This window comes from Cyanobium sp. FACHB-13342, from assembly GCF_014697415.1.
Lineage (GTDB): Bacteria > Cyanobacteriota > Cyanobacteriia > PCC-6307 > Cyanobiaceae > Cyanobium_A.
In genome coordinates this window covers 219,104-242,187 of sequence record NZ_JACJRT010000014.1, presented here as the reverse complement: position 1 = coordinate 242,187, position 23,084 = coordinate 219,104, and the positions used below count along the sequence as shown (strand labels likewise).

General features: G+C 65.4%; 20 protein-coding genes. 11 read left to right on the top strand and 9 right to left on the bottom strand.

Annotation, left to right across the window (positions count from 1 at the left end):
• Nucleotides 1–3 precede the first annotated feature (3 nt).
• From H6G16_RS11695 to H6G16_RS11685, 3 genes are all read right to left on the bottom strand, one after another.
• The gene (locus H6G16_RS11695; protein WP_242036385.1) at nucleotides 4–948 is read right to left on the bottom strand and encodes a sigma-70 family RNA polymerase sigma factor; all 945 of its coding nucleotides are present in this window, start codon (nucleotides 946–948) and stop codon (nucleotides 4–6) included.
• 193 nt (nucleotides 949–1,141) lie between these two features.
• Entirely contained in the window at nucleotides 1,142–3,286 is a 2,145-nt protein-coding gene (ppk1, locus tag H6G16_RS11690; RefSeq protein ID WP_190390479.1) for a polyphosphate kinase 1, read from the bottom strand.
• Nucleotides 3,287–3,324: 38 nt separating this feature from the next.
• Entirely contained in the window at nucleotides 3,325–4,599 is a 1,275-nt protein-coding gene (locus H6G16_RS11685) for an MFS transporter (RefSeq protein ID WP_190390478.1), read from the bottom strand.
• A 55-nt stretch (nucleotides 4,600–4,654) separates the two neighbouring features.
• On the opposite strand from H6G16_RS11685, the gene H6G16_RS11680 reads away from it, so the two are divergent.
• Together H6G16_RS11680 and H6G16_RS11675 are read left to right on the top strand one after the other, a co-directional pair.
• On the top strand, nucleotides 4,655–5,314 hold the full coding sequence (locus tag H6G16_RS11680) for a DsbA family protein (protein WP_190390477.1): 660 nt from the start codon (nucleotides 4,655–4,657) through the stop codon (nucleotides 5,312–5,314).
• On the top strand, nucleotides 5,311–7,518 hold the full coding sequence (locus H6G16_RS11675) for an EAL domain-containing protein (protein WP_190390476.1): 2,208 nt from the start codon (nucleotides 5,311–5,313) through the stop codon (nucleotides 7,516–7,518). The genes H6G16_RS11680 and H6G16_RS11675 overlap by 4 nt, the downstream gene beginning before the upstream one ends.
• On the opposite strand, the gene H6G16_RS11670 is transcribed toward H6G16_RS11675, so the two are convergent.
• Nucleotides 7,491–7,772 carry a hypothetical protein gene (locus H6G16_RS11670; protein WP_190390475.1) on the bottom strand — a complete coding sequence of 94 codons (282 nt, stop codon included), beginning with the start codon at nucleotides 7,770–7,772 and terminating at the stop codon, nucleotides 7,491–7,493. The two genes, H6G16_RS11675 and H6G16_RS11670, sit on opposite strands and share 28 nt — an antisense overlap.
• 140 nt (nucleotides 7,773–7,912) lie before the next feature.
• Between H6G16_RS11670 and H6G16_RS11665 the strand changes: the two genes are divergently transcribed.
• From H6G16_RS11665 to H6G16_RS11650, 4 genes are all read left to right on the top strand, one after another.
• On the top strand, nucleotides 7,913–8,164 hold the full coding sequence (locus tag H6G16_RS11665; protein WP_190390474.1) for a Nif11-like leader peptide family natural product precursor: 252 nt from the start codon (nucleotides 7,913–7,915) through the stop codon (nucleotides 8,162–8,164).
• Between the two features lie 115 nt (nucleotides 8,165–8,279).
• Nucleotides 8,280–8,996 carry a CbiX/SirB N-terminal domain-containing protein gene (locus tag H6G16_RS11660; RefSeq protein WP_190390473.1) on the top strand — a complete coding sequence of 239 codons (717 nt, stop codon included), beginning with the start codon at nucleotides 8,280–8,282 and terminating at the stop codon, nucleotides 8,994–8,996.
• A complete protein-coding gene (gene cobA / locus H6G16_RS11655; RefSeq protein WP_190390472.1) occupies nucleotides 8,993–9,772 on the top strand; it encodes a uroporphyrinogen-III C-methyltransferase in 780 nt (259 codons plus the stop codon). Before H6G16_RS11660 ends, cobA begins: the two co-directional genes overlap by 4 nt.
• A gap of 178 nt (nucleotides 9,773–9,950) precedes the next feature.
• Nucleotides 9,951–10,427 (top strand): redox protein, encoded by a 477-nt coding sequence (locus H6G16_RS11650; RefSeq protein ID WP_190390535.1) that lies wholly within the window; start codon nucleotides 9,951–9,953, stop codon nucleotides 10,425–10,427.
• A gap of 43 nt (nucleotides 10,428–10,470) precedes the next feature.
• Here H6G16_RS11650 and H6G16_RS11645 read toward each other — a convergent pair whose 3' ends face one another.
• Both H6G16_RS11645 and H6G16_RS11640 read right to left on the bottom strand, forming a co-directional pair.
• Nucleotides 10,471–12,327 (bottom strand): sensor domain-containing phosphodiesterase, encoded by a 1,857-nt coding sequence (locus tag H6G16_RS11645; protein ID WP_190390471.1) that lies wholly within the window; start codon nucleotides 12,325–12,327, stop codon nucleotides 10,471–10,473.
• A 32-nt stretch (nucleotides 12,328–12,359) separates the two neighbouring features.
• Nucleotides 12,360–14,159 (bottom strand): GGDEF domain-containing protein, encoded by a 1,800-nt coding sequence (locus H6G16_RS11640; RefSeq protein WP_190390470.1) that lies wholly within the window; start codon nucleotides 14,157–14,159, stop codon nucleotides 12,360–12,362.
• Between the two features lie 121 nt (nucleotides 14,160–14,280).
• Here H6G16_RS11640 and H6G16_RS11635 point away from each other — a divergent pair, with 121 nt between their 5' ends.
• From H6G16_RS11635 to H6G16_RS11625, 3 genes are all read left to right on the top strand, one after another.
• Entirely contained in the window at nucleotides 14,281–15,279 is a 999-nt protein-coding gene (locus tag H6G16_RS11635; RefSeq protein ID WP_242036384.1) for an ABC transporter substrate-binding protein, read from the top strand.
• The gene (locus H6G16_RS11630; RefSeq protein WP_190390469.1) at nucleotides 15,276–16,271 is read left to right on the top strand and encodes an ABC transporter substrate-binding protein; all 996 of its coding nucleotides are present in this window, start codon (nucleotides 15,276–15,278) and stop codon (nucleotides 16,269–16,271) included. The genes H6G16_RS11635 and H6G16_RS11630 overlap by 4 nt, the downstream gene beginning before the upstream one ends.
• A gap of 219 nt (nucleotides 16,272–16,490) precedes the next feature.
• A complete protein-coding gene (locus H6G16_RS11625; RefSeq protein WP_190390468.1) occupies nucleotides 16,491–17,723 on the top strand; it encodes a GGDEF domain-containing protein in 1,233 nt (410 codons plus the stop codon).
• A gap of 9 nt (nucleotides 17,724–17,732) precedes the next feature.
• On the opposite strand, the gene H6G16_RS11620 is transcribed toward H6G16_RS11625, so the two are convergent.
• Genes H6G16_RS11620 through H6G16_RS11610 form a run of 3 tightly spaced genes read right to left on the bottom strand, consistent with a single transcriptional unit; the run spans nucleotide 17,733 to nucleotide 21,021 of the window.
• A complete protein-coding gene (locus H6G16_RS11620; protein WP_190390467.1) occupies nucleotides 17,733–18,614 on the bottom strand; it encodes a transglutaminase family protein in 882 nt (293 codons plus the stop codon).
• Entirely contained in the window at nucleotides 18,599–19,558 is a 960-nt protein-coding gene (locus H6G16_RS11615) for an alpha-E domain-containing protein (RefSeq protein WP_190390466.1), read from the bottom strand. Before H6G16_RS11615 ends, H6G16_RS11620 begins: the two co-directional genes overlap by 16 nt.
• The gene (locus tag H6G16_RS11610) at nucleotides 19,552–21,021 is read right to left on the bottom strand and encodes a circularly permuted type 2 ATP-grasp protein (RefSeq protein WP_190390465.1); all 1,470 of its coding nucleotides are present in this window, start codon (nucleotides 21,019–21,021) and stop codon (nucleotides 19,552–19,554) included. The genes H6G16_RS11615 and H6G16_RS11610 overlap by 7 nt, the downstream gene beginning before the upstream one ends.
• Nucleotides 21,022–21,164: 143 nt before the next feature.
• On the opposite strand from H6G16_RS11610, the gene H6G16_RS11605 reads away from it, so the two are divergent.
• Both H6G16_RS11605 and urtA read left to right on the top strand, forming a co-directional pair.
• Nucleotides 21,165–21,683, top strand: a complete 519-nt coding sequence (locus H6G16_RS11605) for a PilZ domain-containing protein (RefSeq protein ID WP_190390464.1) — start codon at nucleotides 21,165–21,167, stop codon at nucleotides 21,681–21,683.
• A gap of 40 nt (nucleotides 21,684–21,723) precedes the next feature.
• Nucleotides 21,724–23,025, top strand: a complete 1,302-nt coding sequence (gene urtA / locus H6G16_RS11600) for an urea ABC transporter substrate-binding protein (RefSeq protein WP_190390463.1) — start codon at nucleotides 21,724–21,726, stop codon at nucleotides 23,023–23,025.
• Nucleotides 23,026–23,084 lie beyond the last annotated feature (59 nt).

The window sequence follows — 23,084 nt, the reverse complement described above, 5'->3', positions numbered from 1 at the left end:
GGCTCAGGCGGCCTGCTGGTAGTTGCTCATCAAGCGCAGCTTCATGATCGCCTTGGCTTCCAGCTGCCGCACCCGCTCCCGGGACACGTTGATCAGCCGGCCGATCTCGGCGAGGGTGAGCGGTTCCGAGCCCTCCAGCCCGAAGCGCAGTTTGAGGATCTTCTGTTCCCGGTCATTCAACTGGGACAGCCAGGTGCCCAGATGCTCCTTCTGGATGTGCCGGTCCATCGAGTCCATGTGCTCGTTGCTGGCCGGGTCGGCAATCAACTCACCCAGGGTGCTGCGGTCTTCCTCGCCACGGGCATGGGCATCGAGGGAGGCGCAGGGGGCGCTCTGGGACATCAGCTCCTCCAGGTCCTGGGGGGCCATGTCCATGGCGTGGGACAGCTCCAGGCGGTTGGGCTGGCGACCCAGACGGTGGGACAGCTCCCGGCTGATGCGCCGCATCTTGGAGAGCTTTTCGCTGATGTGAATCGGCAGGCGGATGGTGCGGGCGCTGTTGTCGATGGCCCGGGTCATTCCCTGGCGAATCCACCAGTAGGCGTAGGTCGAAAACTTGTAGCCCATGGCGGGGTCGAACTTGTCGACGGCGCGCTCCAGGCCGATGGCCCCTTCCTGCACCAGGTCGAGCAATTCCAGCCCCTGGTTCTGGTACTTCTTGGCCACGCTCACCACCAGGCGCAGGTTGGCCGCCATCATCCGGTCACGGGCCCGTTGGGCCATGCGCAGCTGGCGCTTGTGCTTGGGGGTGAGCTCCTCGGCCGGAAGCTGTTGGAGGCGTTTACCGGCCTGCACGTGGTGCGCCAGCTCAATCTCTTCGGCGGCCGTGAGCAGGGGCACCCGTCCGATCGTGCTCAGATACCAGCCGATGGAATCGGCACTGAGACGTCCGCCGGCCCGGGGGCCCGTGGGCTTCGGTTTGGTTGCTGACGCTGAACTGGATGCCATCAACGATGGCGAAAGCTTCGAGACGTTGCTGTCAACAACGTTCAAAGCGGATTGCAAAGGCGTCCCCACACCCAAGCCTCCGTATTGGATTTGGCCGGAATGTAGCACTGCAGGGCACCGTGCAACGGATTGATTTGGAAGATTTCCTGTATGGATTGCTGCCGATCAATGCGATGTCGTGTGCTGGAAAGCCTCAGCTGGTAGGGACCAAACCACCGCGCCAGCGACGCATCATCTCGCGCTGCACCAGTTGGGCTTCTCCTTCGTGCTGGTGTTGGCTGAAGTGTCCCTCGCTGTCCATGTGCCACGCGCCGGTGTCATGCAGGTAGAGGTCGAGGATCTGTTCGAGTTGCTGGCGGAGGCGTGGATCTTCGATCGGGGCCACCGCCTCCACGCGCCGATCCAGGTTGCGTGACATCCAGTCGGCACTGCCGATGAACAATTCGGCGTCGCCGCCATTGCCGAACCAGAAGATCCGGGAGTGTTCGAGAAAGCGGCCGATCACACTCACCACGGCAATGTTGTCGCTGATGCCGGCCAGCCCTGGCCGGAGGCTGCACATGCCCCGCACCACCAACTCGATGTGCACACCGGCCTGGGACGCCTCGTAGAGCAGGGCGATGATCGCTGGATCCACCAGGGCATTCATTTTGGCCCGGATGTGGCCGCCGCGGCCGGCCTGGGCATGGTCAATCTCGCGGCGGATCAGGCCCTCCATGCGGCTGCGCAGGGTGACCGGCGCCACCAGGAGCCGGCGGAAGCTCTGCTGCTTGGAGAAGCCGGTGAGGTAGTTGAACAGCTCCACCAGATCGGCGCCGAATTCCGGACGGGCCGTGAGCAAGCCGATGTCGGTGTAGAGGCTGGATGTTTTGGAGTTGTAGTTGCCGGTGCCGATGTGCACGTAACTGTTGAGGCGTTCCTTTTCCTTGCGCACCACCAGCAGGATCTTGGTGTGGGTCTTTAGCCCCAGCACGCCGTACACCACGTGCACGCCGGAGGCCTCCAGTTGTTTGGCCCACTGGATGTTGTTGTCTTCGTCGAAGCGCGCCTTGAGCTCCACCAGGGCCATCACCTGCTTGCCGTTCTCGGCTGCCCGGATCAGGGCCGCCACCACCGGTGAATCCTTGGAGGTGCGGTAGAGAGTCATCTTGATGGCCAGCACCGACGGGTCGTCGGCGGCCTGGTTAAGGAATTCCTCCACGGAGGTGGAGAACAGGTCGTAGGGGTGATGCACCAACACGTCACCGCGGCGGATCACCGAGAAGATGCTCTCGAACTCCTCCGCCTTGATGGAACCGTCTTCCAGCTGGCCCTTCTGGGTGCGGGCCAGGGCGGGGGCGGTGCGGCCCTTGTGGGGTTTTTCCTTGAGCTGCGGCAGGGGGATGCTCAGCAGGCTCATCAGGTCGTCGAGGCCCAGGGGGCCGTTGATCCGGTAGACGTCTTCGGGCTCCACGGCCGTGCCCTCCATCAGCAGTTGCACCACCGCCTCCGGCATCTCGTCGGCCACCTCCAGCCGCACCACCTCGCCGCCCCGGCGGCGTTTGCGCAGGCCCTCCTCCAGGGCCTCCATCAGGTCGTCGGCCTCCAGGTCGCGCAGTTCCAGGTCGGCGTCGCGGGTGACGCGGAAGAAGTAGTGCCCTTCCACGTGCATGCCGGGGAACAGCAGGCCCAGGTTGAAGGCCACCACCTGCTCGAGGGGCACGGCGGTGTACACGGGTTCGGGCTGCTTGCCACTCAGGTCGGTGGGGATCTTGACGAAGCGGGGCAGGTTTTTCTGGGGCACCTTCACCCGGGCGAATTCCTGTTGGCCGGTATCGGGGTCGCGCACCAGGGCGGCCACATTGAGGCTCAGGTTGCTGATGAAGGGGAAGGGGTGGGACGGGTCCACCGCCAGGGGGGTGAGCACCGGAAAGATCGCGTTCCGGAAGTAGGCCTCCAGCCACTCCCGTTGGGAGCTGTTGAGGTTGGCGTAGTCGATCAGGTGGATGCCGTAGTCGGCAAGATGGCTCTTGAGGGAGTGGCGGTAGTGCTGCTGCTGCATGTCCAGCAGGGGCCGCAGCTTGGTGCGGATGGCCTTGAGCTGTTGCTGGGCGGTGAGGCCGTCGTCGCTGAGGGTGCTGACCCCGGCTTCGATCTGGGACTTCAGCGAGGCCACCCGCACCATGAAGAACTCATCGAGGTTGTTGCTGAAGATGGCGCTGAATTTCGCCTGTTCCAGCAGCGGGGTGTGTTCGTCGAGGGCCTGGGCCAGCACCCGGTAGTTGAACTCCAGCCAGCTCAACTCGCGATTGATGTAGAGCTCAGGAGCGAGGGGCGCGTCAGCCTGGGAGTCCGCCATACCACGCCTGGGCTTTCGTTAGTGGCAAGGTAGCAATCTCAACCGTCAGACCCGTGTAGTCCTGCTGTCATCGCCTCCGCTGGTGGCGTCGGCAGGCCCCCGGCCACCAGCAGGGCCACGCCCACCAGCAGGGTGATGCCCAGCCAGAAGGGGCTCTGGCGACCGGTGGTTTCGTAGGCCAGGCCCGCCAGGGGTGGCCCCAGAAAACTGCCCAGGCTCTGCAGCCCCTGCAGGCTGCCCAGGGCCGCACCCTGGCCCTCGCTGTCGAGTCGGCGGGACACCAGGCTGCGCAGGCAGGGGGTGACCAGGCCCGTGCCCAGGGCCAGGATCGCCACGGCGCTGAACACCACCGGCTGGGCATTGGCCCGGGTGGCCATGGGGATCAGCAGGCAGCCGGCGATCACAAAGCCGAGGCCCGCCAGGGTGAGGCGCCATTCGCCGAAGCGTTTCACCAGCGGACCGATCAGGCCGCCCTGCACCACGGTGGCCACCACGCCCACCACCAGGAAGGCCGCGGCGGCCAGGCCTGGCCCCCAGTTGAAGGCCTGCTTGAAATACAGCACCAGCACGGCGGTGAAGCCGTTGAAGGCGAGGAAGAACAGGAAGAAGGCCACGCACAGACGCCGCACCTGGGGGTTGGTGAACACCCGCTGCAGGGCAGTGAACGGGTTGAGATCCCGTTTGCGGGGCATGGCGCGGCGGGCGCTCACCGGGTGGGTTTCCGGCAGCACGGTGAGCACCAGCACCAGGTTGAGCACGGCGATGGCCACCGCCACCAGCAGGGGCAGGGTGACGTTGAGGCGGCCGAGCAGGCCGCCGAGCGCGGGGCCGAGGATGAAGCCCAGACCGAAGGCCACCCCGATCAGGCCGAAGGCCTTGGCCCGCTTCTCCGGCGGGGAGATGTCGGCCAGCACGGCGCTGGCGGTGGCGGCGGTGCCGCCGCTCACCCCGTCGATCAGTCGGGCTCCGAACAGCAGGGCCAGGGGCAGCCCGGCCGCCTGGGCTGCGGGCCAGAGGGTGGCCCAGGGCAGGCTGATGGTGAGGGCAAACAGGGCCAGGCCCAGCACCGAACCCGCCACGCAGATGCTGATCACCGGCTTGCGGCCGAAGCGGTCGCTCAGGGCACCGATCAGGGGCGTGAAGGCGAACTGGGCGATGGCGTAGCTGCCCGCCAGCAGACCCAGCACCCGGCCGTCGTTGGTGAACCCCGCCAGCAGGAACGGCAGCAGCGGGAACACGATGCTCTCCCCCAGCCGGTCGTTGAGCAGGGTGAGGAAGGCGCAGAAGAAGGTGGAGGGGCGTCTCCAGCGCATGGCGCAAGCCTCGGGGCACTGCCTACAGTTGAACCCATCACCCCATCCGTTGTCCTTGCTTCAGCCGTTGGAGTGTTCGCCGGAACTGCCGCAGGAACTTCCTCCGGAACTGCAGAGCAGCCGGATCGTGGTGATCTCAGATTTCAACTGTCCCTACTGCTACACGCTCAACGAGTGGCTGAACCAGCTGGGGGTGGCTGAGCGGGTGTACTGGGTGGGGGTGGAGCACAAATCCCATCTGCCGTTTGAGTTCTCGGCCACCAACCAGCCGGACGATCACACCACCCTGCTCAAGGAGGTGGCCGATGTGCAGCGCCGTGCTCCCGAGGTGGAGGTTCAGCTGCCGCCGGTGTGGGTGAATTCCCACCAGGCGCTGCTGCTGCAGGCCGCCGTGGAAGCCGATGAACCCGCCCTGGCGGCACCTTTGCGTACGGCGATCTTTCGCTCCTTCTGGCGCGATCAACGCAACATCGCCAACGCCCAACAGCTTCACCACTGCCAGCAGCAGGCCGGGGTGGAGCCCGATCCGGAGCGGTTTCTCGACCCGGAGGCCCTCGATCGGCTCACCACTTGGTGGCGTCTGGAGCTCGACCGCATTCCCTGCATGCTTGCCCCTTCCGGTGCGCGTCACCTTGGCCTGCAGGACCGGGCGGCCGTTGAGGCGTTTGTGCTGGGAGCCCTGCACGATCCCCCCGCCGGTCCGGCCTGCCGATGAGCGCCTCCTCTGCCGAGGATCGGCAGCGCCTGGAGCGGGAGATCCGGCGGCTGCGCCATGAACTGCAGCAGGCGGTGCATGCGCTGCCCCATTTGCGCCAGATGGTGCAGTTCAGCGGCGACCTGCTGATCCTGGCGGGGGCCGGTGGGCGGATCCTGGAGGCCAATGGCCGTCTGGCCGAGGCCCTGGGGGTGCCCCAGCACGCGCTCTACGGCGAGCGGCTGCAGCAGTGGATGCCCAATCCTGGCCAGGTGCGCCTGCTGGAGGAGCGGCTGGCGGCCACGGCCGACCCCGTGCCGCTGCGGATGGAGCTCGACCTGCAGCCCTTGCAGGGGGAGCCCCTGGCCCTGGAGCTCGAGGCCCATCCGCTGCTCCAGCAGGGTGAGGGTGAACCCCGCTGGACCCTGGCGCTGCGCGACATCGGCGTGCGCCGGCAGTTGGCGAGCAGCGAGGCGGCCCGCCAGGTTCAGGCCAGCCTGCTCGCTTCGCTGGGCACCAGCGAGGCCCGCTATCGGGCGTTGGTGTCCCAGCTGGCGGATGGTCTCGGCCAGATCGATTCGGGCACCAGGCTGCTGTTTGCCAATCCCGCCCTGCATCGGATCCTGGCGGTGGCGGACGGGGAGCTGCAGGGCCGGCGCCTGCTGGAGTTCCTCACGCCCCAGGCGCGGGGGGCCTTCGAGCAGATCTGGGGAGCCGTGCTGGCCGGCCAGGAGCGTCGGATCACCCTGCCGCTGCTGGCGGCCGACGGCAGGGCCCATCAGGTGGAGATGACCCTGCAGCCTCCCTCCCCGGGGGAAACGGAGCCCGGCTCCGCCCCGGCCGTGGGCCTGATGCTCCGGGACGTCACCGACCTCACCTGCGCCCTCGACGAGCTGACCGCCCTGGCCTTTCACGACCCTCTGACGGGTCTGGCCAACCTGGAGAGCTGCCGGCGTGGCTTGGAGGGCCGCTTGGCCCAGGCGGGGGGACATCCGTGGTTGGTGCTTTGGCTCGACCTCGATGGCTTCCGCCGGGTCAACCACAGCTTCGGACGGGAGGTGGGCGATGCCTTGCTGCAGGCCGTGGCCAACGCCTTGCGGGCCTGGGCAGGCCCCTCCGATCTGCTGGCCCGACTCGGTGGGGATGAGTTTGTGCTGGTGCGGGAGCTTTCGGGCCCGGCAGAGGATTCGCTGGCCCTGGGCCGCCAGGCCGAAGCGGTGCTGCGGCAGCTGCGGGCTGCCCTCAGCCAGCTGCCGGTTGGCGAGGAGATGGCGCCCATGGCCCTGGGATTCAGTGCCGGCTACTGCCTGGCGCCGCTCCATGGCCAGCAGGTGGAACCGCTCCTGCAGGGGGCGGCCACGGCCCTCAGCCGCGCCCGTGAGGTGGCCCCGGGCACGGCCCTGGCCTACGAGCCCACGTTCACCACGCGCCTGCGTCGGGAGATGGAGCTGGAGGCACGCCTGCATCAGGCCGTGGGCGATAGGGCGTTGCGGTTGGTGTACCAGCCCCAGTTCGACGGGAGCGGGTGTCTGCTGGGGGCGGAGGCGTTGCTGCGCTGGAACGACCCGACCCTTGGCGCCGTCCCTCCGGCGCGGTTTGTGGCCCTGGCGGAGCGCACCACCCTGATCCATTCCCTGGGCCAGTGGGTGCTGGGGGAAGCCTGCCGCCAGCTGCGGGCCTGGCTGGATGCGGGGCTCCAGGTCCCCCGGCTGGCGGTGAATCTCTCGCCGCGCCAGTTTGAGCTCACCTTGCCGCCCCTGGTCGATCAGGTGATCGCCCTGTTGAAGCGCTATCGCCTACCAGCGGGAGTGCTCGAGTTGGAGATCACCGAAAGCTGCATCCTGCCGGTGGCGGGCGTGACCGCCGCGGTGCAGGATCTGGCGGCCCTGGGCGTGCGGCTCGCCCTCGATGACTTCGGCACCGGGTATTCCTCTCTGTCGGTGCTGAATCGCCTGCCTCTGCACAAGTTGAAGATTGACCGCAGTTTCATCCAGCACCTGGAAACCAGTGACGCGGCCCGCACGATCGTGCGGACCGCCCTCGCCATGGGTCGGGGCCTCGGCATGCAAACCCTGGCGGAGGGCTTGGAGACCGCCGGCCAGTTGGCCGTGCTGGAGGCCTTGGGCTGCGATGCCTACCAGGGGTATTGGTTCAGCCATCCCCTCGAAGTGGAGGCTTTTGCGGCGCTGTTGGGTGCTCAGCTCGCCGGCAGCACGGAGAAGTGATGCACCACCAGTCCCTTGCGTTGTTCCGGCCGACCGTCCATGCCCCCTGGAAGATCGATCTGGGGCATCAGGGTGGCCGCAGCCCAGCTGTCGTATTGCGCTTGTCCCTCCCACAGGGACACGATCATGAGACCGCCTTCCACTTCCGCGACCGTGCGCAGCAGCTGGGCCTGAGGTTGCTCCTTGCCCTCCAGCTGGGCCAGTTCCACCTTGAATTGCTCCAGTGTTGCCCCGGGCCAAAAATTCGCCACCATGTGCATGGCCAGGTCTCCAGCGGTTGTTCTGCCCAATGAATCTGGCAGGGGCGCTTGGGTTCTGCCCAGACAGGTGCTTGTACTCACCCTGCTCACGAAACGGCGCTCCTAGCGTGGGGGAAGCCTGTTGAGGAGATGAGATGACGACCTGCAACGTACCTTCCACCACCGTTCCCGCCGCCACCGCGGTTACCGCTGCCACGGAGGCCCTGCATCAGCTCAAGGAGCTTGCCCAACGTGATCCGCTCTTTGCGGCCGCCCTGATGGCCACGGGTTCCACTGAAGAGGCCGTTCTCGTGGCCCAGAGACACGGGATTACGCTGAGCCCGGAGGCCCTCTGGCGCCATCGGGGCACCCTGATGACCGGCGGATTGCCCACTTGGCGGGGGTGATCGCGTCGGCCACGCGGGGTGGTGGTGTTAAGAACACCAGTGGGAAGGTTCAACCGGTTGCCGACCCCACACACCTCGCGAGCTGATCGCCCTGGCCCCTGTGGAGCCCCAACCGATGCCGGAGCTGCGGAGCCAACTTCCGCTAGGTGCCGAACCCCGGCTGGCTGCGCGCCTCCGCCGTCGCCTCGCGGCTACCCCTGCCCAGCCCCTGCTGCTGGTGGTGCATGGCCGCTCGGGCGGCCAGCTGCCTGAAGCGCTGGTGGCCCTCGCGGCTGAGCTGAAGCGCCGCCGCGGGTCACCCGTACGCCTACAGGCCCTATCGGCGCCTGCCCCGCCGGAGCCCCGGCAGCTGGGGCTCCGCCATCAGCCGCTCACCCTGGTTCCCTTGCTACTGCTGCCAGGCGGCCATGTCCGTCACGACCTGCCGGCGATCGTGCGCCATTGGTCGGCGTTTGCGCGGGTGCAGCACTGGCCCTTTGTGGGGGCCTGGCCTTGCTGGCAGGCGGCGCTGGCCCAGGAGTTGGCGGTGTTGGGGTCTCGGGAGTCCCAGGGCTTCGTCCAGCCCCTGCTGCTGCACCATCCCCTGGAAGGCTGCCTGGCCCAGCGTTACCTCGCCACCCTGGAGCGCCGCACCGGTGCTCGCTGCCTGGCCACTCCATACAGTGCGGAGCATCTTGCGGAGCTGCAGCTGACCCTCACGGCGCCGGCCCTGCCCCTCGCCCTGGCGGCCAACCGACTCACCGATAGCCTGGCCCCCCTGGTGGGTCCACCGCTACTGGAGCGCCCGCGTTTTCAGCAGCTGCTGCTGGCCGAATTGGAGGCCCTGCCATGAACGCACCCGGCACCGTGTATCTGGTGGGGGCTGGTCCGGGGGATCCCGAGCTGCTCACCCTCAAGGCCCATCGGCTGCTGCGCCAGTGCGATGCGCTCGTGTACGACTCCCTGGTGCCGAAGGCGCTGCTGGATCTGGTGCCGGAGGGTTGTGAGCGTCATTTCGTGGGCAAGCGCCGCGGCCACCACTCGGTGCCCCAGCCCAGCACCAATGCGGTGCTGGTGGAGCTGGCCAGCCGCCACCGGCTGATCGTGCGGCTCAAGGGCGGCGATCCCTTTTTGTTTGGACGCGGCGGGGAAGAGGCGGCCCATCTGGCGGCCCGGGGCGTGCCGGTGCAGGTGGTGCCCGGCGTCACCGCCGGCATTGCCGCGCCCGCCTATGCGGGCATTCCGGTGACTCACCGCCGCGCCGGCTCCAGCGTCACCTTCGTGACGGGTCACGAGGAGATCGACAAGGGCCGGCCCGGGGTGGACTGGCGCGGCCTGGCCCAGAGCAGTGATGGCCTGGTGATCTACATGGGCCTGCACAACCTGCGCCGCATCGCTGAAGAGCTGATGGCGGGGGGCCTGGCGCCCGACACGCCCGCGGCCGTGATCCAGCAGGGCACGGTGCGGGGCCAGCGGCAGCTGATCAGCGTGCTGGCCGAGCTGGCCGATCGGGCGGAGGAGCAGGGCTTCGCCTCGCCTTCGATCGTGGTTCTGGGTGAGGTGGTGGCCCAGCGGGTGCCGGCCTGTGCCCCCGACCCCGCCGATGCGGAGATGCCGATTCCCTTCTGAAGCCAGCGGCTCGCCCCAATCGGCGCCGCCAAACCACCTGGAGAACTGGTCTGCGGAAACCGGGATTGGGTAGTGGATGCAACCTCTCTCCCCGGGGGCGCTGCGGTCTAGTGGCCCATTGCACCCGCACCCGTCCGTGCCTGTCCCCATGGCCGCCCCTCCCCTGCAGCAGGCGCCGATGTTCGAGCTGATTCCCTACGAGAAGTTCCGCGATACCCCGGCTGTTCGCTTCTTCGACATCACCGTGGCCAGCTCCAATGCCCGCGACCTGGTGATCCATTCCGGGCCGGCGGTGAGTCCTCCCGATGAGGAGAGCACCGGCGCCTGGCAGTTCTATCTGCATCCCCACCAGGAGGACAACCTGCTGGCCCTGCATGGCGGCCGCACCTTCTACCTGGTGAACTTCGGCTGGAACTATCCGTATCACATTGTTCGGCTGGACACCGGCGGCGACATCCTGCGCATTCCCCCCGGCACCTTCCACCGCTCCGTGTCCGATTCCGATGGTTCGGTGGTGCTCAACCAGGCCGTGAGGGAGGACGGGGCCAGCGTGGTGCGCGAATTCCGCTTGTACAACAGCCGCCGGATCCCGCGCCTGTTTGCCATCACCTACAAGACGGCGCCGTTGCCCAAGCTGCACGGGGTGAGCTGGTAGGCCAGTAGCCGCAGCAGCATCGGCTGCCGACTGTCAGAGGCACCTAACGGACCTGGGCCAGATAGTCGCAGGTGGCCTGCACCGACATCGCCCGGCTGAACAGGAAGCCCTGCCCCTGGCTGTAGCCGTTCTCCAGCAACCAGGTGCGTTGGCTTTCCGTTTCCACGCCCTCTGCGGTGATGGTGAGCGCCAGATCCGCACCCAGAGACTGGATGGTCTTCAGCACCTGGTTGCTGGGGTTGCGCGGGTCGTTGATGCGCTGCACGAAACTGGAATCCACTTTCACCGTGCGCACCGGGTAGTTGTGCAACCGGCTCAGGGAGGAGTAACCGGTGCCGAAATCGTCGATGGCGATCGACACGCCCTGGCGTCGCAGGGTGTTGAGGAAGGCCCCCAGGTCAGAGCCGTTGTCCTGGAGGTAGTCCTCCACCAGTTCCACCTGCAGGTGCCAGCCCGGGGGCAAGGGTGTGGTGCGGATCAGCTGGAGCAGGCGGATCCGTAGGGCTTCGTTCTCCAGCAGCAGGCCTGAAAGGTTCACGGACAGCTGTAGGGGCCGTTCCGGCGCGACGGCGGCCAGCTGCTGGCTGGCCTGGAGCGCTTTGTGAATGATCTGCAGATCGAGCTCCCCACTGAGGCCGGCCAGGTGGGAGATGGGCAGAAAGGCATCCGGCAGCAAGATGTCGCTGGACTCGGTGCGCCAGCGCATCAGACACTCCAAGCCCACCGGATCTCCCGTGCCTAGATCCACGATCGGTTGGAGGTACGGAATGATCTCGTTACGGCGAATCGTGCGACGCAGGTCGGTTTCGATCTGGTAGTGCTGCTGGACAGCCAGTCGTGAGGGCAAATCAATGAACCTGAACGCCCTGTTGGTGGAACGATCCGTGATCGCAATCCTTTGGGCGATGCTGGCGTCAGAGAGTAGGGAATCCGGGTCGTTGTAGTTGTTTTTGAAGATCACAACACCCGCGCTCATGTTGAGTTCCAGGTCACGATCATTCAGTTTTAGGGGTGTTTCAAGGCTGGCGACGCAGCGTTCGACGATGGCTGTGACGGCGGCCTCTTCGGAGAGGTGGGGCAGCACGATGACCACCTCGTTTTCGGAGAAACGGGTCATGGTTGCCTGGGGAGGCAAGCAGCTGCGCAGGCGCTCCAGGCCCGTTTGCACCAGGCTCTCGGCCGCGGCAGTGCCCAGGGTGGCGCTGATGCGGGAATACTCCTTGAACTTGCAGCGGGCCAGGGCAAAGCAAGGGGGCTGATCCAGTTCAAACATCAGCGTCAGCATCTGCATCAGCTGGTCCCGATCCATCACCAGCGTGATGTCGCTCAGTAGCTGAATGTCGGGGGGAGCGGCCTTGGAATCCTGGATCTGGAGAGCCCGTTCTGCCGATTGCAGCAGATGGGCTTCACGCCTCAGTTCCATCTGGCTCACCACCTGGCGGGCCAGCCGTTCCATGGAGGTGATCTGCTGGGGCGTGAGGCTTCTGGGTTCAAGGTCAATGGCGCAGAGGCTGCCCAGCACCATGCCGTTGGCGGCGATCAGGGGGAAGCCGGCATAGAAGCGGATCCGCGGTGGTTCCTTAACCAGGGGGTTGTCACAGAAGCGTTCATCCTCCAGGGCATCAGGGATGATCAGGGGTTTGCGCTGAACAATCGTGTGCCCGCAAAATGAGATATTGCGAGGTGTTTCCTGGGGCGCATCTTCAAGTCCAACGCAGGATTTGAACCACTGCCGATTTTCATCGACCAGGCTGATGATGCCAATCTTTGCGCCGGTGATGTCCTGCACAAGATGGGTGATGTCATCAAAGATGTCCTCTGGTGAGGTATCGAGAACGCCATAGCTGTGCAGCTCCTTCAGCCGAGCCGGTTCCTCTTCGGGGATGGGGGCTTCCAGCACCGGCCTCAGCCTTCAGGGGATCGAGTCTCAAGTTAGCCAGGCTGTTCAGGTCTGGGGATGTCTTGCTCTGTGGCGATGCCCGATGTCGCCTGTTTCCGGGCTACCCGCAGGGCCGCATCCGAGCGGGCCAGCAGCGTATCCGGCTTCTGGTCTTTGCCCGTGAGGCTGCTGATGCCGATCGAGATGCTGGTTGGCACCTGTCCGTGTTTGTCGGTGAGCCCCAGCTCGCGGACCAGGGCCCGCAGCTCGGTGGCCATCTCCTGGGCGGCGATGCCATCACAGTCGGTGGCGATCACCACGAATTCATCACCGCCACTGCGAAAGAAGTGATCGGTGATGCGCAGCCGCAGCCGCACCGCACTGGCCACCCGTTTGAGCACCAGATCACCGGTTTCATGGCCAAATCGGTCGTTGATCGCCGTCAGGCCATCCACATCCAGGGTGAGGCAGCTCAGCGGTTCGCCCGTGCGTCGGGATCGATGGCATTCCTCCTTCAACCGTTGGAACAGGGCGGCCCGGTTGCCACAGCCGGTGAGCACGTCGCTGGTGTTGAGCTGTTCGAGTTCATCCCGGGAGCGCCGCAGGGCCAGGTTGGCCTCCCGGAGATCGTCGGCCAGTAGGCGCGTCTGCTGGATTCGCTGGTTCACCAGTTGCACCATCATGCGCAGCTCGATGATCAGGGAAGGGGCCAGGGTGGCGATGCCGTCGTTGTTGGACAGCAGGGGGCGCAGCACGGCGTTGACTTCCCGTTCGAACAGGGCACCGAGGGCCATGCTGGCGATCGTTCCCAACACCAGCATCACCAGCACCACACCCAGCAGGTAGGCACTTTGGTTCTGCATGCGTTTCACCAGGGTGGCAGCCGGCTGGACCACCTGAATCAGCACCGATTCTTGGTCGCTACTCCTGTGGAGCTGGCTGTAACTCCAGTAGCCGTTGATCCACTTTTTCAGCATGGGCAACGGCTGCCTGGAAATCAGCACCGACAACTCGCGAGGATGGACATAGCTGCGCCCACCGTCGGTGAATGACTTGTCCAGCCGTGCGAACAGTTCGGGATCAGAGCTGATGCTCTTGCCGTTGGCTTCAATGTGGCGGTAGGCGACGTCGCCACCGGGCAGTTCTGTCAGGGGGCGAGAGGCCGCAACGGCTTGATTGACCGCTTTGAGGTTATCCAGCTCTGCCTGCTGCACCGCCAGCTCCAGTTGGTAACCGGAGGCCATCGTGATGAACAGGGTCGGAATGGTGGTGATCAGCAGCACCAGCCCCACAATCACACCCCGCAGTGAGATGCCACTGCCCATGCCTTTGCGGTTCTCAATGGCGCTGATCAGCACATACAGCACAAAGGCAATTGTGGTGTTGAGAATCCCGTTGAAGCTTTGCTTCAGGGCTGTGACCGCAACATTGGTGGCATCAATTTTAAGGATCAGGCCGTAAAACAGCGCCACCAGGGGGCTGCCCAGCACGATCCAGTAGCTGATCGCCAGCGGAATGATGGCGCCGGTGCTCCTGTCGATGGAACGGCGCCCCAGCTGCCCCAATCCCAAGGTGAGCCAGACCAGTTCGGCCGTGAAGATCACCACGGCCCAGGGGTGGCCCCAGAGCTTCCAGGTCACCAGGCTGGCGATGCATCCCATCGGGATGCACCATCCCGTGCGCCACAGCAGCAGGGCCAGGATTGGCAAGGTGGAGCCCAGGAGCACCTGAATCCCGTAGAAGAGTGGCAGGGGCTGCAAGTTGAGCAGCACCGCCAGGCCGGTGAACAGGGCCAGTACCAGGGCCTGTTGGCGGGATGGTGCGGTGGCTGAAGCGGCAGGGAGGGGAACCATCGCCGCAAGGTAGGGGTCGCCGGCTGGCTCGGGCCCAACTGTGAAGTTTTCGGGATCGCCCGTGGCCGGGCTCTCACCCGTTGGTCTGTTCGTCCATTGTTGATCTGCGTTCGAGATCGCGATGACGTTGCTCTCGATTCCTGGTTGGTGGGGGCGCCAGCTTCCGGTTGTGCTCGGATTGGCCATGGGCCTGCTGAGCCTGACGGGCTGCAGCCCGGGCAGCCATGCGGTGAATGTGCCGGTTTCCAGCTGGCCGGGCTATGAATATTTTTTTCTGGCTCAACAGAAGGGACTGGCCGAGCGCCACAACCTGAAGCTCACCACCTCCCAGTTTTCCGACCCCCAGGAGATCGTCCACGCCTATCTGCGTGGTGAGATTCCGATTGCCCAGCTCACCACTGTCGAACTGGTGGACATCTGTGGACGGGTCCCCGAGCGGTGTCCCCAGGTGGTGCTGATTCTGGATGAATCCCGGGGGGCCGATATCCTGGCGGCCCGTCGGGATGTGGGGTCTGTCAAAGCGTTGGCGGGTCAGACCATCGGCATGACTTTTTCCACGCTGGGGCCCTACTTTGTGAGCCGGGCCTTGCAGCGCTCCGGGCTGACCTTGGATCAGGTGGTGATTCGGAATATGCCTCTGGCTGAGATGCCAGAGGCCCTCGCCAAGGGCACTGTGGATGCGGTGGCATTTTTCCCACCGTTCAGCGATGCTGCGCTGCGGTCTGGACACTCCAGAGTGCTCTTTGACAGCCGTCAGATTCCAGGCGAGATCTTTGACGTGCTTGTGGTTGACCCCGCCTATCTCAAGCAGCACTTTGTGGCGATCACAAAGTTGCTCAGCACCTGGCAGGATGCCCACGACTATGCCAAATTCCATCCCCGTGAAGCGCTGATACTGATGGCCCGGCGCCAGAATGTGAGTGTTCAGGAGTTTCAGGCAGCTGAGCGGGGATTGGTTTACTTTTCCCTGGCAGAGCAGATGGCGTTGTTGGCTCCGGGGGGTGTGATGGAACGAAACCTCAAGGCCGTTCAGCAGGTGCAGCAACAGCTGAAGCTGGTGCGTCCGGATGCCCCGCTGCCGCAGGTGAACGCCCGTGTGGTGCAGGAGGCGGGACGATGACGCCAAGGCGCTGGCCCTCTCGGAAGCAAAGCCTGGCCTGGCTGGCGGGTTTGGCCCTGCTGGCGGCAGGGGTGGGGGTTTGGCGCCTGCTGCGGCAGGACCCCAAGGTGGTGGTCGCCATCACCAGCTGGCCGGGGTATGAGTCGTTTTACCTGGCGGAGCAGCGACGTCTGGGCCAGCGCTTCGGCCTGGATCTGCGGGTGCAGCAGTACAGCTCCCTCGATGATCAGCGCGCTGCCTATGGACGCGGTGATGTGGACATCATCGCCACCACGATTCCCGATGCGATCGCCATCTGCCAGGAGGCCCCCAGCCGCTGCCCGCAGCTGATCCTGGTGCTGGATCAATCCGTTGGGGCTGATGTGCTGGTGAGTCGGCGGGAGATCACCAGCGTGCGCGATCTGGTGGGGCAACGGGTGGGCCTGGAGCGCGCTGTGCTGAGCGAATACCTCCTGCTTCGGGCCCTGGAGTCGGAGCGGCTTGGCTTGGATCAGGTGCGCCTTGTGCACGAAGGGCCCCAGGGCCTGGTGGCTGCCTTCACGCGAGGCGATCTGGCCGCGGTGGTGACCTATCCCCCCCACGCCAACCCCTTGCGTGCCGATCCGCGCTACCGGGTGCTGTTCAGTTCCCTCCAGACTCCCGGGGAGGTGTTGGATGTGTTGGCGGTTAATCCGGCCTTTGCCCAGCGCCATCCCGATCGGGTGAGGAATTTGGTGCGCACCTGGTGGGCCTCCCGCGCCTTGGTTCAGGCCGAGCCGGTGGCGTCCCAGGCGTTAATGGCCCAACGGGAGCAGGTGAGCCCGGCCGCCTTCCTGGAGTCTGAGCGCTGGATCCGGTACCCGGGCCGAGGTGAGCAGGATCGCCTGCTGGGACAGTCGGGTGCGGTGGCCCAGGTGGTGTCTCGCATGGCGGCCCACATGGTTGCCGCCCGCCGGATTGAGCCCGAGGAACCCCTCCCCAAGCCCACGCGCGCCTTTCTGGTTCAGCCGTGAGGGGCTGGGATGGCGATTTCCTAAGAGTTGACCCTGGGGCCGGACTGGCCTGTGTGGTGCCTCTAGATTTTTTCAATCTCTTTTGGGTTGATTAGTCAACATCGCCCTTCTTTCGGACAGGGTGCTGGTTCTACCGCTGCATACGGTTATTCATCCCTAAGCTCATGATTCTCTTGAACCAAGCTGACTTGCCGGAACCCTCTCTGTCGCCGGGCCCCTTTGGCTGAAGAGTCCCTGCTGAAGGGTCGGGTCAACAAGCAACTCTGGTTGTTGGTGGCCTTCACCGGTGCCACGGGCTCTGCCCTGATGGCGTTGCTGGCTGGTGCCCTTGTGCTCTCCACCAACGCCAATGAACAGCTGCGCAATGCCACCAACCTGGAACGGTCCCTGAGTGAGGGGATGACCAGTTATCGGCCGCTGCATGATTTGCATCGTCAGCTGCAGCGGGCGGCCTCGAACCAGGCGCTTGAGAGTGCGCTGGTGGTGGATCGACGGGGGGTGGTGCTGGCGGCTTCCAACAGTGCCTTGGTGAGCATGCCCCTGCAGCATGTGCTGCAACTGCCAGCCGAGCAGCCCCTCAAGGCGATCTTTGCGGATTGTCCGGCGCAGGATGGCGTGGTGGCCTGCCTCAACCAGGACCGTCGTGTCTTTCTGGGCCCCCTGCCCTGGCTGGGGGGGGAGGCCCTGGTCACGATGCGCCAGTTTCCGTTGGCCCTGGAGGGCCTGGGTCGTTTCGGCGACCGCGCCACCTTGATCACCGTCATTGATCTGCGTCCCCAGCGCAACCAGGCCCTCAACTTCGTGCTGCTGGTGTTCGCGGCCGGCACCTTGCCCTTGATTTTTGGTTGTCTGGGCCTGCTGTTGCTCGTGCGCCGCAAGCTTTTGCCGGAGCTGCTCAACCTGGCTCAGATCGATGCGCTCTCGGGAATCTTCAACCGCCGCACCTTCCTTGAAACGGCCCGGGAAGTGTTGGCGAAGGCGGAGCGGGTTGGGGTGCCCTGCTCGCTGGCGGTGGTCGATGTGGACCACTTCAAGACCATCAACGACCAGAACGGCCACGAGGTGGGCGATCAGGTGATCCGCCACGTGTCCCAGTTTCTCGCTGGGGTGGGCCGCAGCAATGATCTGGTCGGCCGGCTGGGGGGAGATGAATTCATCATCCTGCTGCAAAACCCCAGCGCCAAGGCGGTTCAGATGTTGGAGCGCACCCGCCAGCAGCTCCAGGTCACACCCCTGCGCAAGCAGGAGGGCGGGGTGGTGGAGATTGAGTTGTCCGTGGGCGTGGCGTCCACGGCTGGGGCCAGCGGCTACAACCTGGAGGCCCTGATGGGGGCCGCGGACGCTGCCCTCTATGTGGCTAAGGATCGGGGCCGTCACCAGGTGGTCTGCCTGGAGCTGGAGTCTCCCGGGGAGGGTTCAGCCGACGACGGTTGGACCGTGCGGATGGCGTGACCGCTCGATTCAGACGGGGTCGAGAACCACAGCCGGTTCTTGGATATCGGCCTCAATGCTCCACTCCAAGGCGCTCTCCACCCCGTTGGGCCCTGAGAAGCTGCCCGTGATCGCGGCCGTGAGTTCCGGTTTCGAGGAGGTGGCCAGGGTGATGTAGCGGTCGTCCACCACCCCCATGCCGCTGGGGTCGAAGCCCCGCCAGCCCGCCCCGGGCAGGTACACCTCCGCCCAGGCGTGCAGGTCGTAGCGCTCCGGTTTCGGCTCCAACAGGTGGTAACCGCTCACGAAGCGGGCCGGCAGCCCCACGCAGCGGCAGGCCTCCACCATCAGCATGGCCAGGTCGCGGCAGGAGCCCACCCGCTCCTTGAGGGTGCGACCGGCGGGCCAGGCGGGGCCCACATGCCGCTGGGTGTACTTCACCCGGTCCTGGATGATTTCCACCAGCTGCTGCAGAAACATCAGCGCGCGCTGGTCGCTGCCCATCAGGGCTTCCTGGGCCATGTCCACGGCGGCAGGATCGTGTTGGCCATTGGGCAGCCAGCCCTCGAGGCTGCCGGCCAGGTCACCGTTGAGGTGACCCACCGGATAGGGCAGCAGGGGTTCGTTGTCCTCCAGGCAGGCCCGCAGCAGGGGAGCGGTGTCCGTTTCCACCAGGCTGCTGGCCCGCACCAGGAAGGCGTCCGTGGCCCCGCTGAAGCGGGCGCGGAGGATTTCATCGCCACTGGCGGCCACCAGGGGGTAGAGCCGGCCCGGTTCTGGCGTGACGGTCAGCTGGAAGTCCAGCAGGCGCTGAAAGCCATGGCCCCTGGGCTTCAGGCAGAAGCGATGGGGCCCCAGCAACACCGGAGCGCTGTACCGGTAGGTGAAGGTGTGGATTACGCGGGCACGCATGCGGGCTCGGCGATGAAGTAGCGCTGCTCGATCAGATCATGGAGCCGGTTGAGGTCCCGTTGCAGGGCGTCAATCGACTCGTGCAATCCTCCGGCGATCAGCTCGTCGATGCGGGTGTAGCTCCAGCGGGCCAGGGTGAGCCCACTGAGGCATTCGAGATCATCGGGAGCTCCCGGCACCGCTTGGCCCCGCACGATCCGCAGGGTTTCGTGGATGCGCTCCAGGCAGTAGCGCACCGACCGCGGAAAGATCGGGTCGAGCAGCAGAAAGGAGGCCACGGCTTTGGGTTCGATCGCCTGTTGGCGGGACTGGCGGAACATCTGGTAGGCCCCGGCGCTGCGCAGCAGGGAGATCCATTGCAGTTCATCCAGCACGCCGCCCACCTCGTCCGGGGAGGGCAGCAGCAGGAAGTACTTCACATCGAGGATCCGGGTGGTTTTTTCCGCCCGCTCCAGCACCCGTCCCAGGCGGCTGAATTGCCAGGAGAGGTCGCGGCTGAGGGTGGCATCGGTGATGCCATAGAACAGCTGGCAGGCCCGGCGGATGTCCCGCAGCTGCTCCTGGGGTGGCTGTTTCCAGAAGCCCTCGTTGTCGAGCAGGGTCCAGTAGATGTCGTTGAGCTGTTCCCACATTTCGGTGGTGATCACCTCGCGGATTTGGCGGGCGTTTTCCCGGGCGATGGCGATGCAGTTCACCACGCTGTTGGCATTGGCTTCGGCCCGCACCAGAAACTCCACCACCTGGTCAGGCCCACCGCCTGGATAGAGACGATCGAACAACTCCCGATCGCCGCTGGCGTCGATCAGGGGCAGCCAGGGCTCGGCGCTGCCCGGGGGGCAGTCGAGGGCCATGGCCTCGCTCACTTCCACGAAGCGGGAGATGTTCTCCGCCCGTTCCACGTAGCGGTTGATCCAGTAGAGCGAATCGGCTACCCGGCTCAGCATGGAACCTCCTGCCGTGCGGCGCCGGTCTCCTCGCTTTCACTCACGATCCAGGTGTCCTTGCAGCCGCCGCCCTGGGAGGAGTTCACCACCAGGGAGCCCCGGCGCAGGGCCACCCGGGTGAGGCCGCCGGGGCTCACCCAGGCCCCCTTGCCCCGCAGCACGTAGGGCCGCAGGTCCACGTGGCAGGGGAACAGCTCGCCCTCGCTCAGGGAGGGAACGGTGGAGAGTTCCAGGGTGGGCTGGGCGATGTAGTTGCGGGGATCGGCCTGGATCTTGCCGGCAAATTCGGCGATCTCCTCCCGGCTGGCGTGGGGGCCGATCAGCATCCCGTAGCCGCCGGCTTCCGCCACCGCCTTCACCACCAGCTCGCCCAGGTGGGCCAGCACGTAGGCCTGGTCATCGGGTCGGGCGCACAGGTAGGTGGGCACGTTTTCGATGATCGGCTCTTCGCCCAGGTAGTAGCGGATCATCTCCGGCACATAGGCGTAGATCAGCTTGTCGTCGGCCACGCCGGTGCCGGGGGCGTTGGCGATCGCCACCCGGCCGGCCCGGTAGGCCGCCATCAGGCCCCGTACCCCCAGCATCGAATCGCTGCGGAACACGGCTGGATCGAGGAAGTCGTCGTCGATGCGCCGGTAGATCACATCCACCGGTTCGAGGCCGGCGGTGCTGCGCATCCACACCCGGTCGTCCTGGCAGACCAGGTCGCGGCCCTCCACCAGCTGGATGCCCATCTGCTGGGCCAGGTAGCTGTGCTCGAAATAGGCGCTGTTGAACACCCCGGGGGTGAGCAGCACCACCTTGGGGGTGTCGGTCCAGGGGGCCAGCTCCCGCAGGGTCTGCAGCAGGTGGGAGGGGTAGTCGTCGATCGGCTGCACCGTGCGCCCCGAGAACAGGCTCGGGAACATGCGCTTCATCACCCGGCGGTTTTCCAGGAAATAGGCCACGCCGGAGGGGCAGCGCAGGTTGTCCTCCAGCACCCGCCAGGTGCCCTGGCCGTCGCGCACCAGGTCGAGGCCGGAGATGTGGCACCAGCGACCCAGCGGCGGTTCGAAGCCCTGCAGCTGGGGTCGCCAGCCCTGGGAGCTTTCCACGTCTTCCCGGGGGATCACCCCGTCGCCCAGGATTCGCTGGGGGCCATAGACGTCGGCGAGGAAGAGATCTATCGCTTCCAGCCGCTGAAACAGACCGTCCTCTAAGCGCTGCCAGTCCCCGCTGCTGATCAGTCGGGGTAGGGGATCGAAGGGCAGGATCCGTTCGCCCCCCTGGCTGCCGGAGCCGTTGAGGCGGAAGGTGGCCCCCAGCCGCCGCAGCAACACGCCGGCCGCCGCGTGGTTGCGGTTGAGTTCGTCGAGGCCCAGCTGGCCCAGGGAGGAGAGCAGGGGGCGCAGGGCTGTGCGGGGCACGTCCACCGCGCTGAAATACTCGTCGTAGCCCCGATCGGGACGGTATTCCGTAAACATGCTCCACCACGGCGCTGGCCGGATCATGTCCACCGGTGGTGCCCCTCGCCGGTGTGGGTTGATACGAAAGAACAGCTCGAAGTCTTGGCAGGCCCCGGTTTTCGCGTTTAGGTTGAAGGCGTGGCAATCTGCGGCGGCCCTTGATGCCCAGTCATCTCCCCAACCTTTCGGGTGACGCGCCCACGCAGCAGGGGAGCACCTGGGCCGATGCCTTTGGGGCCGAACTGGGGGAGTTTGAGGCGGAAACCATCCTCCGCACCGCCGACGACCTGGAGACCCTTGGCCCTCCGGAGGGCCATCGGCGCCATGAACGCCTGGTGGCCCCGCCCTGCCGGCCCGTGCCGATCCAGCTGCAGCATCCGGACGGCTCCCCCCGCACCGAATGGTTTTACGCCGACATCCTCGACATCAGCCTGGGGGGTCTCTGCTTGCTGATCACCGAGAGCCATGCGCTCGAGGTGGGCCATGGGGTGCTGGTGGATTTCAAGGCCCATCGCAGCAGCGATCTGCATCGGGTGCCCGGGCTGGTGCGCTGGTTTGTGCGCTCCGGCAGTGTCACCACCATGGGGCTCGGATTTGCCCAACCGCTCCCCGAACTCCCTGAGCTTCTGCCCGAGCGCCGCCATCGTCTCCGCAATCCCAACGAAGCGCCCAAGACCTAGGGCGGGTTCGAGAGCCAGAGGGTGTCCTGTAGGAGTTGTGATGAATCCTTCCCCCCTGCGCAATGCGGGCTTCCGTTCTGTGGCTGCTGTTGCGGGGCTAAGCCTGGCGCTGGCGGCCTGTGGTGGCGGTGAGCAGGCCTCCGGCCACTTCGACGGTGAGGTGAAGGTGGGCATTCTTCACTCGCGCTCCGGCACCATGTCGATCTCCGAGAACACGGTGGCCGAGGCTGAGTTGATGGCCATTGATGAGATCAATGCCAAGGGCGGCGTTCGGATTGCTGGCAAAAAGTTGAAAATCGTTCCCATTGAGGAAGATGGGGCTTCCGATTGGCCCACCTTTGCGCAGAAAGCTGAGAAGCTGATCGATCGGGACCGGGTGGCTGTGGTGTTCGGGGGATGGACCTCCGCGAGCCGCAAGGCGATGCTGCCGGTGTTCGAGGCGAAGGATCACTTTCTCTTTTACCCGATTCAGTACGAAGGCCAGGAGTGTTCCAGGAACATCTTCTACAGCGGTGCTGCACCCAACCAGCAGGCGGAACCTGCCGTGGACTGGCTGCTGAAGAACAAGGGTCAGGCCTTCTTCCTGGTGGGGTCGGATTACGTGTATCCGCGGACGGCCAACACAATCATGAAGGAGCAGCTGAAGGTGAAGGGAGGCACGGTGGTTGGGGAGGAGTACCTGCCGCTGGGTAACACGGCGGTGGCTCCGATCATCGCCAAGATCAAGCAGGCCCTGCCCACGGGTGGTGTGATCGTGAACACCCTCAATGGCGATAGCAATGTGCAGTTCTTCAAGCAGATGCAGGCCGCTGGGATCACGCCGGCCAAGGGCTACTCGATCATGAGCTTCTCGATCGCTGAGGAGGAGATTGCCGCCATTGGCCCTGAGTATCTCCAGGGAACCTATGCGGCCTGGAATTACTTTCAGACCCTCGATACACCAGCCTCCAAGCGATTCACCAAAAACTTCAAGGCCATGTATGGCGAGAATCGGGTCACCAATGATCCCTCTGAAGCCGCCTACATGATGGTGTACCTGTGGGCTGCTGCTGCTGAGAAGGCCAACAGCATCGATGACAACAAGGTGCGCGAGGCCCTGGTTGGGGTGAGCTTCGAGGCCCCGGAAGGCAAGGTGACCGTGCAGCCCAACCACCATGTGGAGAAGCTGGTGCTGATCGGTGAGGTGCGGGAGGACGGCCTCTTCAAGATCCTCGAGAACAAAGGCTTTGTGAAGCCCGTGGCCTGGAACCAATACGTGCCCGAAACCAAGGGCTACACCTGTGACTGGACCCGAACGGACGTGCCCGACCCCGGCAAGTTTCAGGCCAGGGTCAAGCTGTGAACCGCTGGTTGTCGTGACCCCGCGCCCTGGCTAGGAGTGGGCTTTCAGCTTCTGGTTCA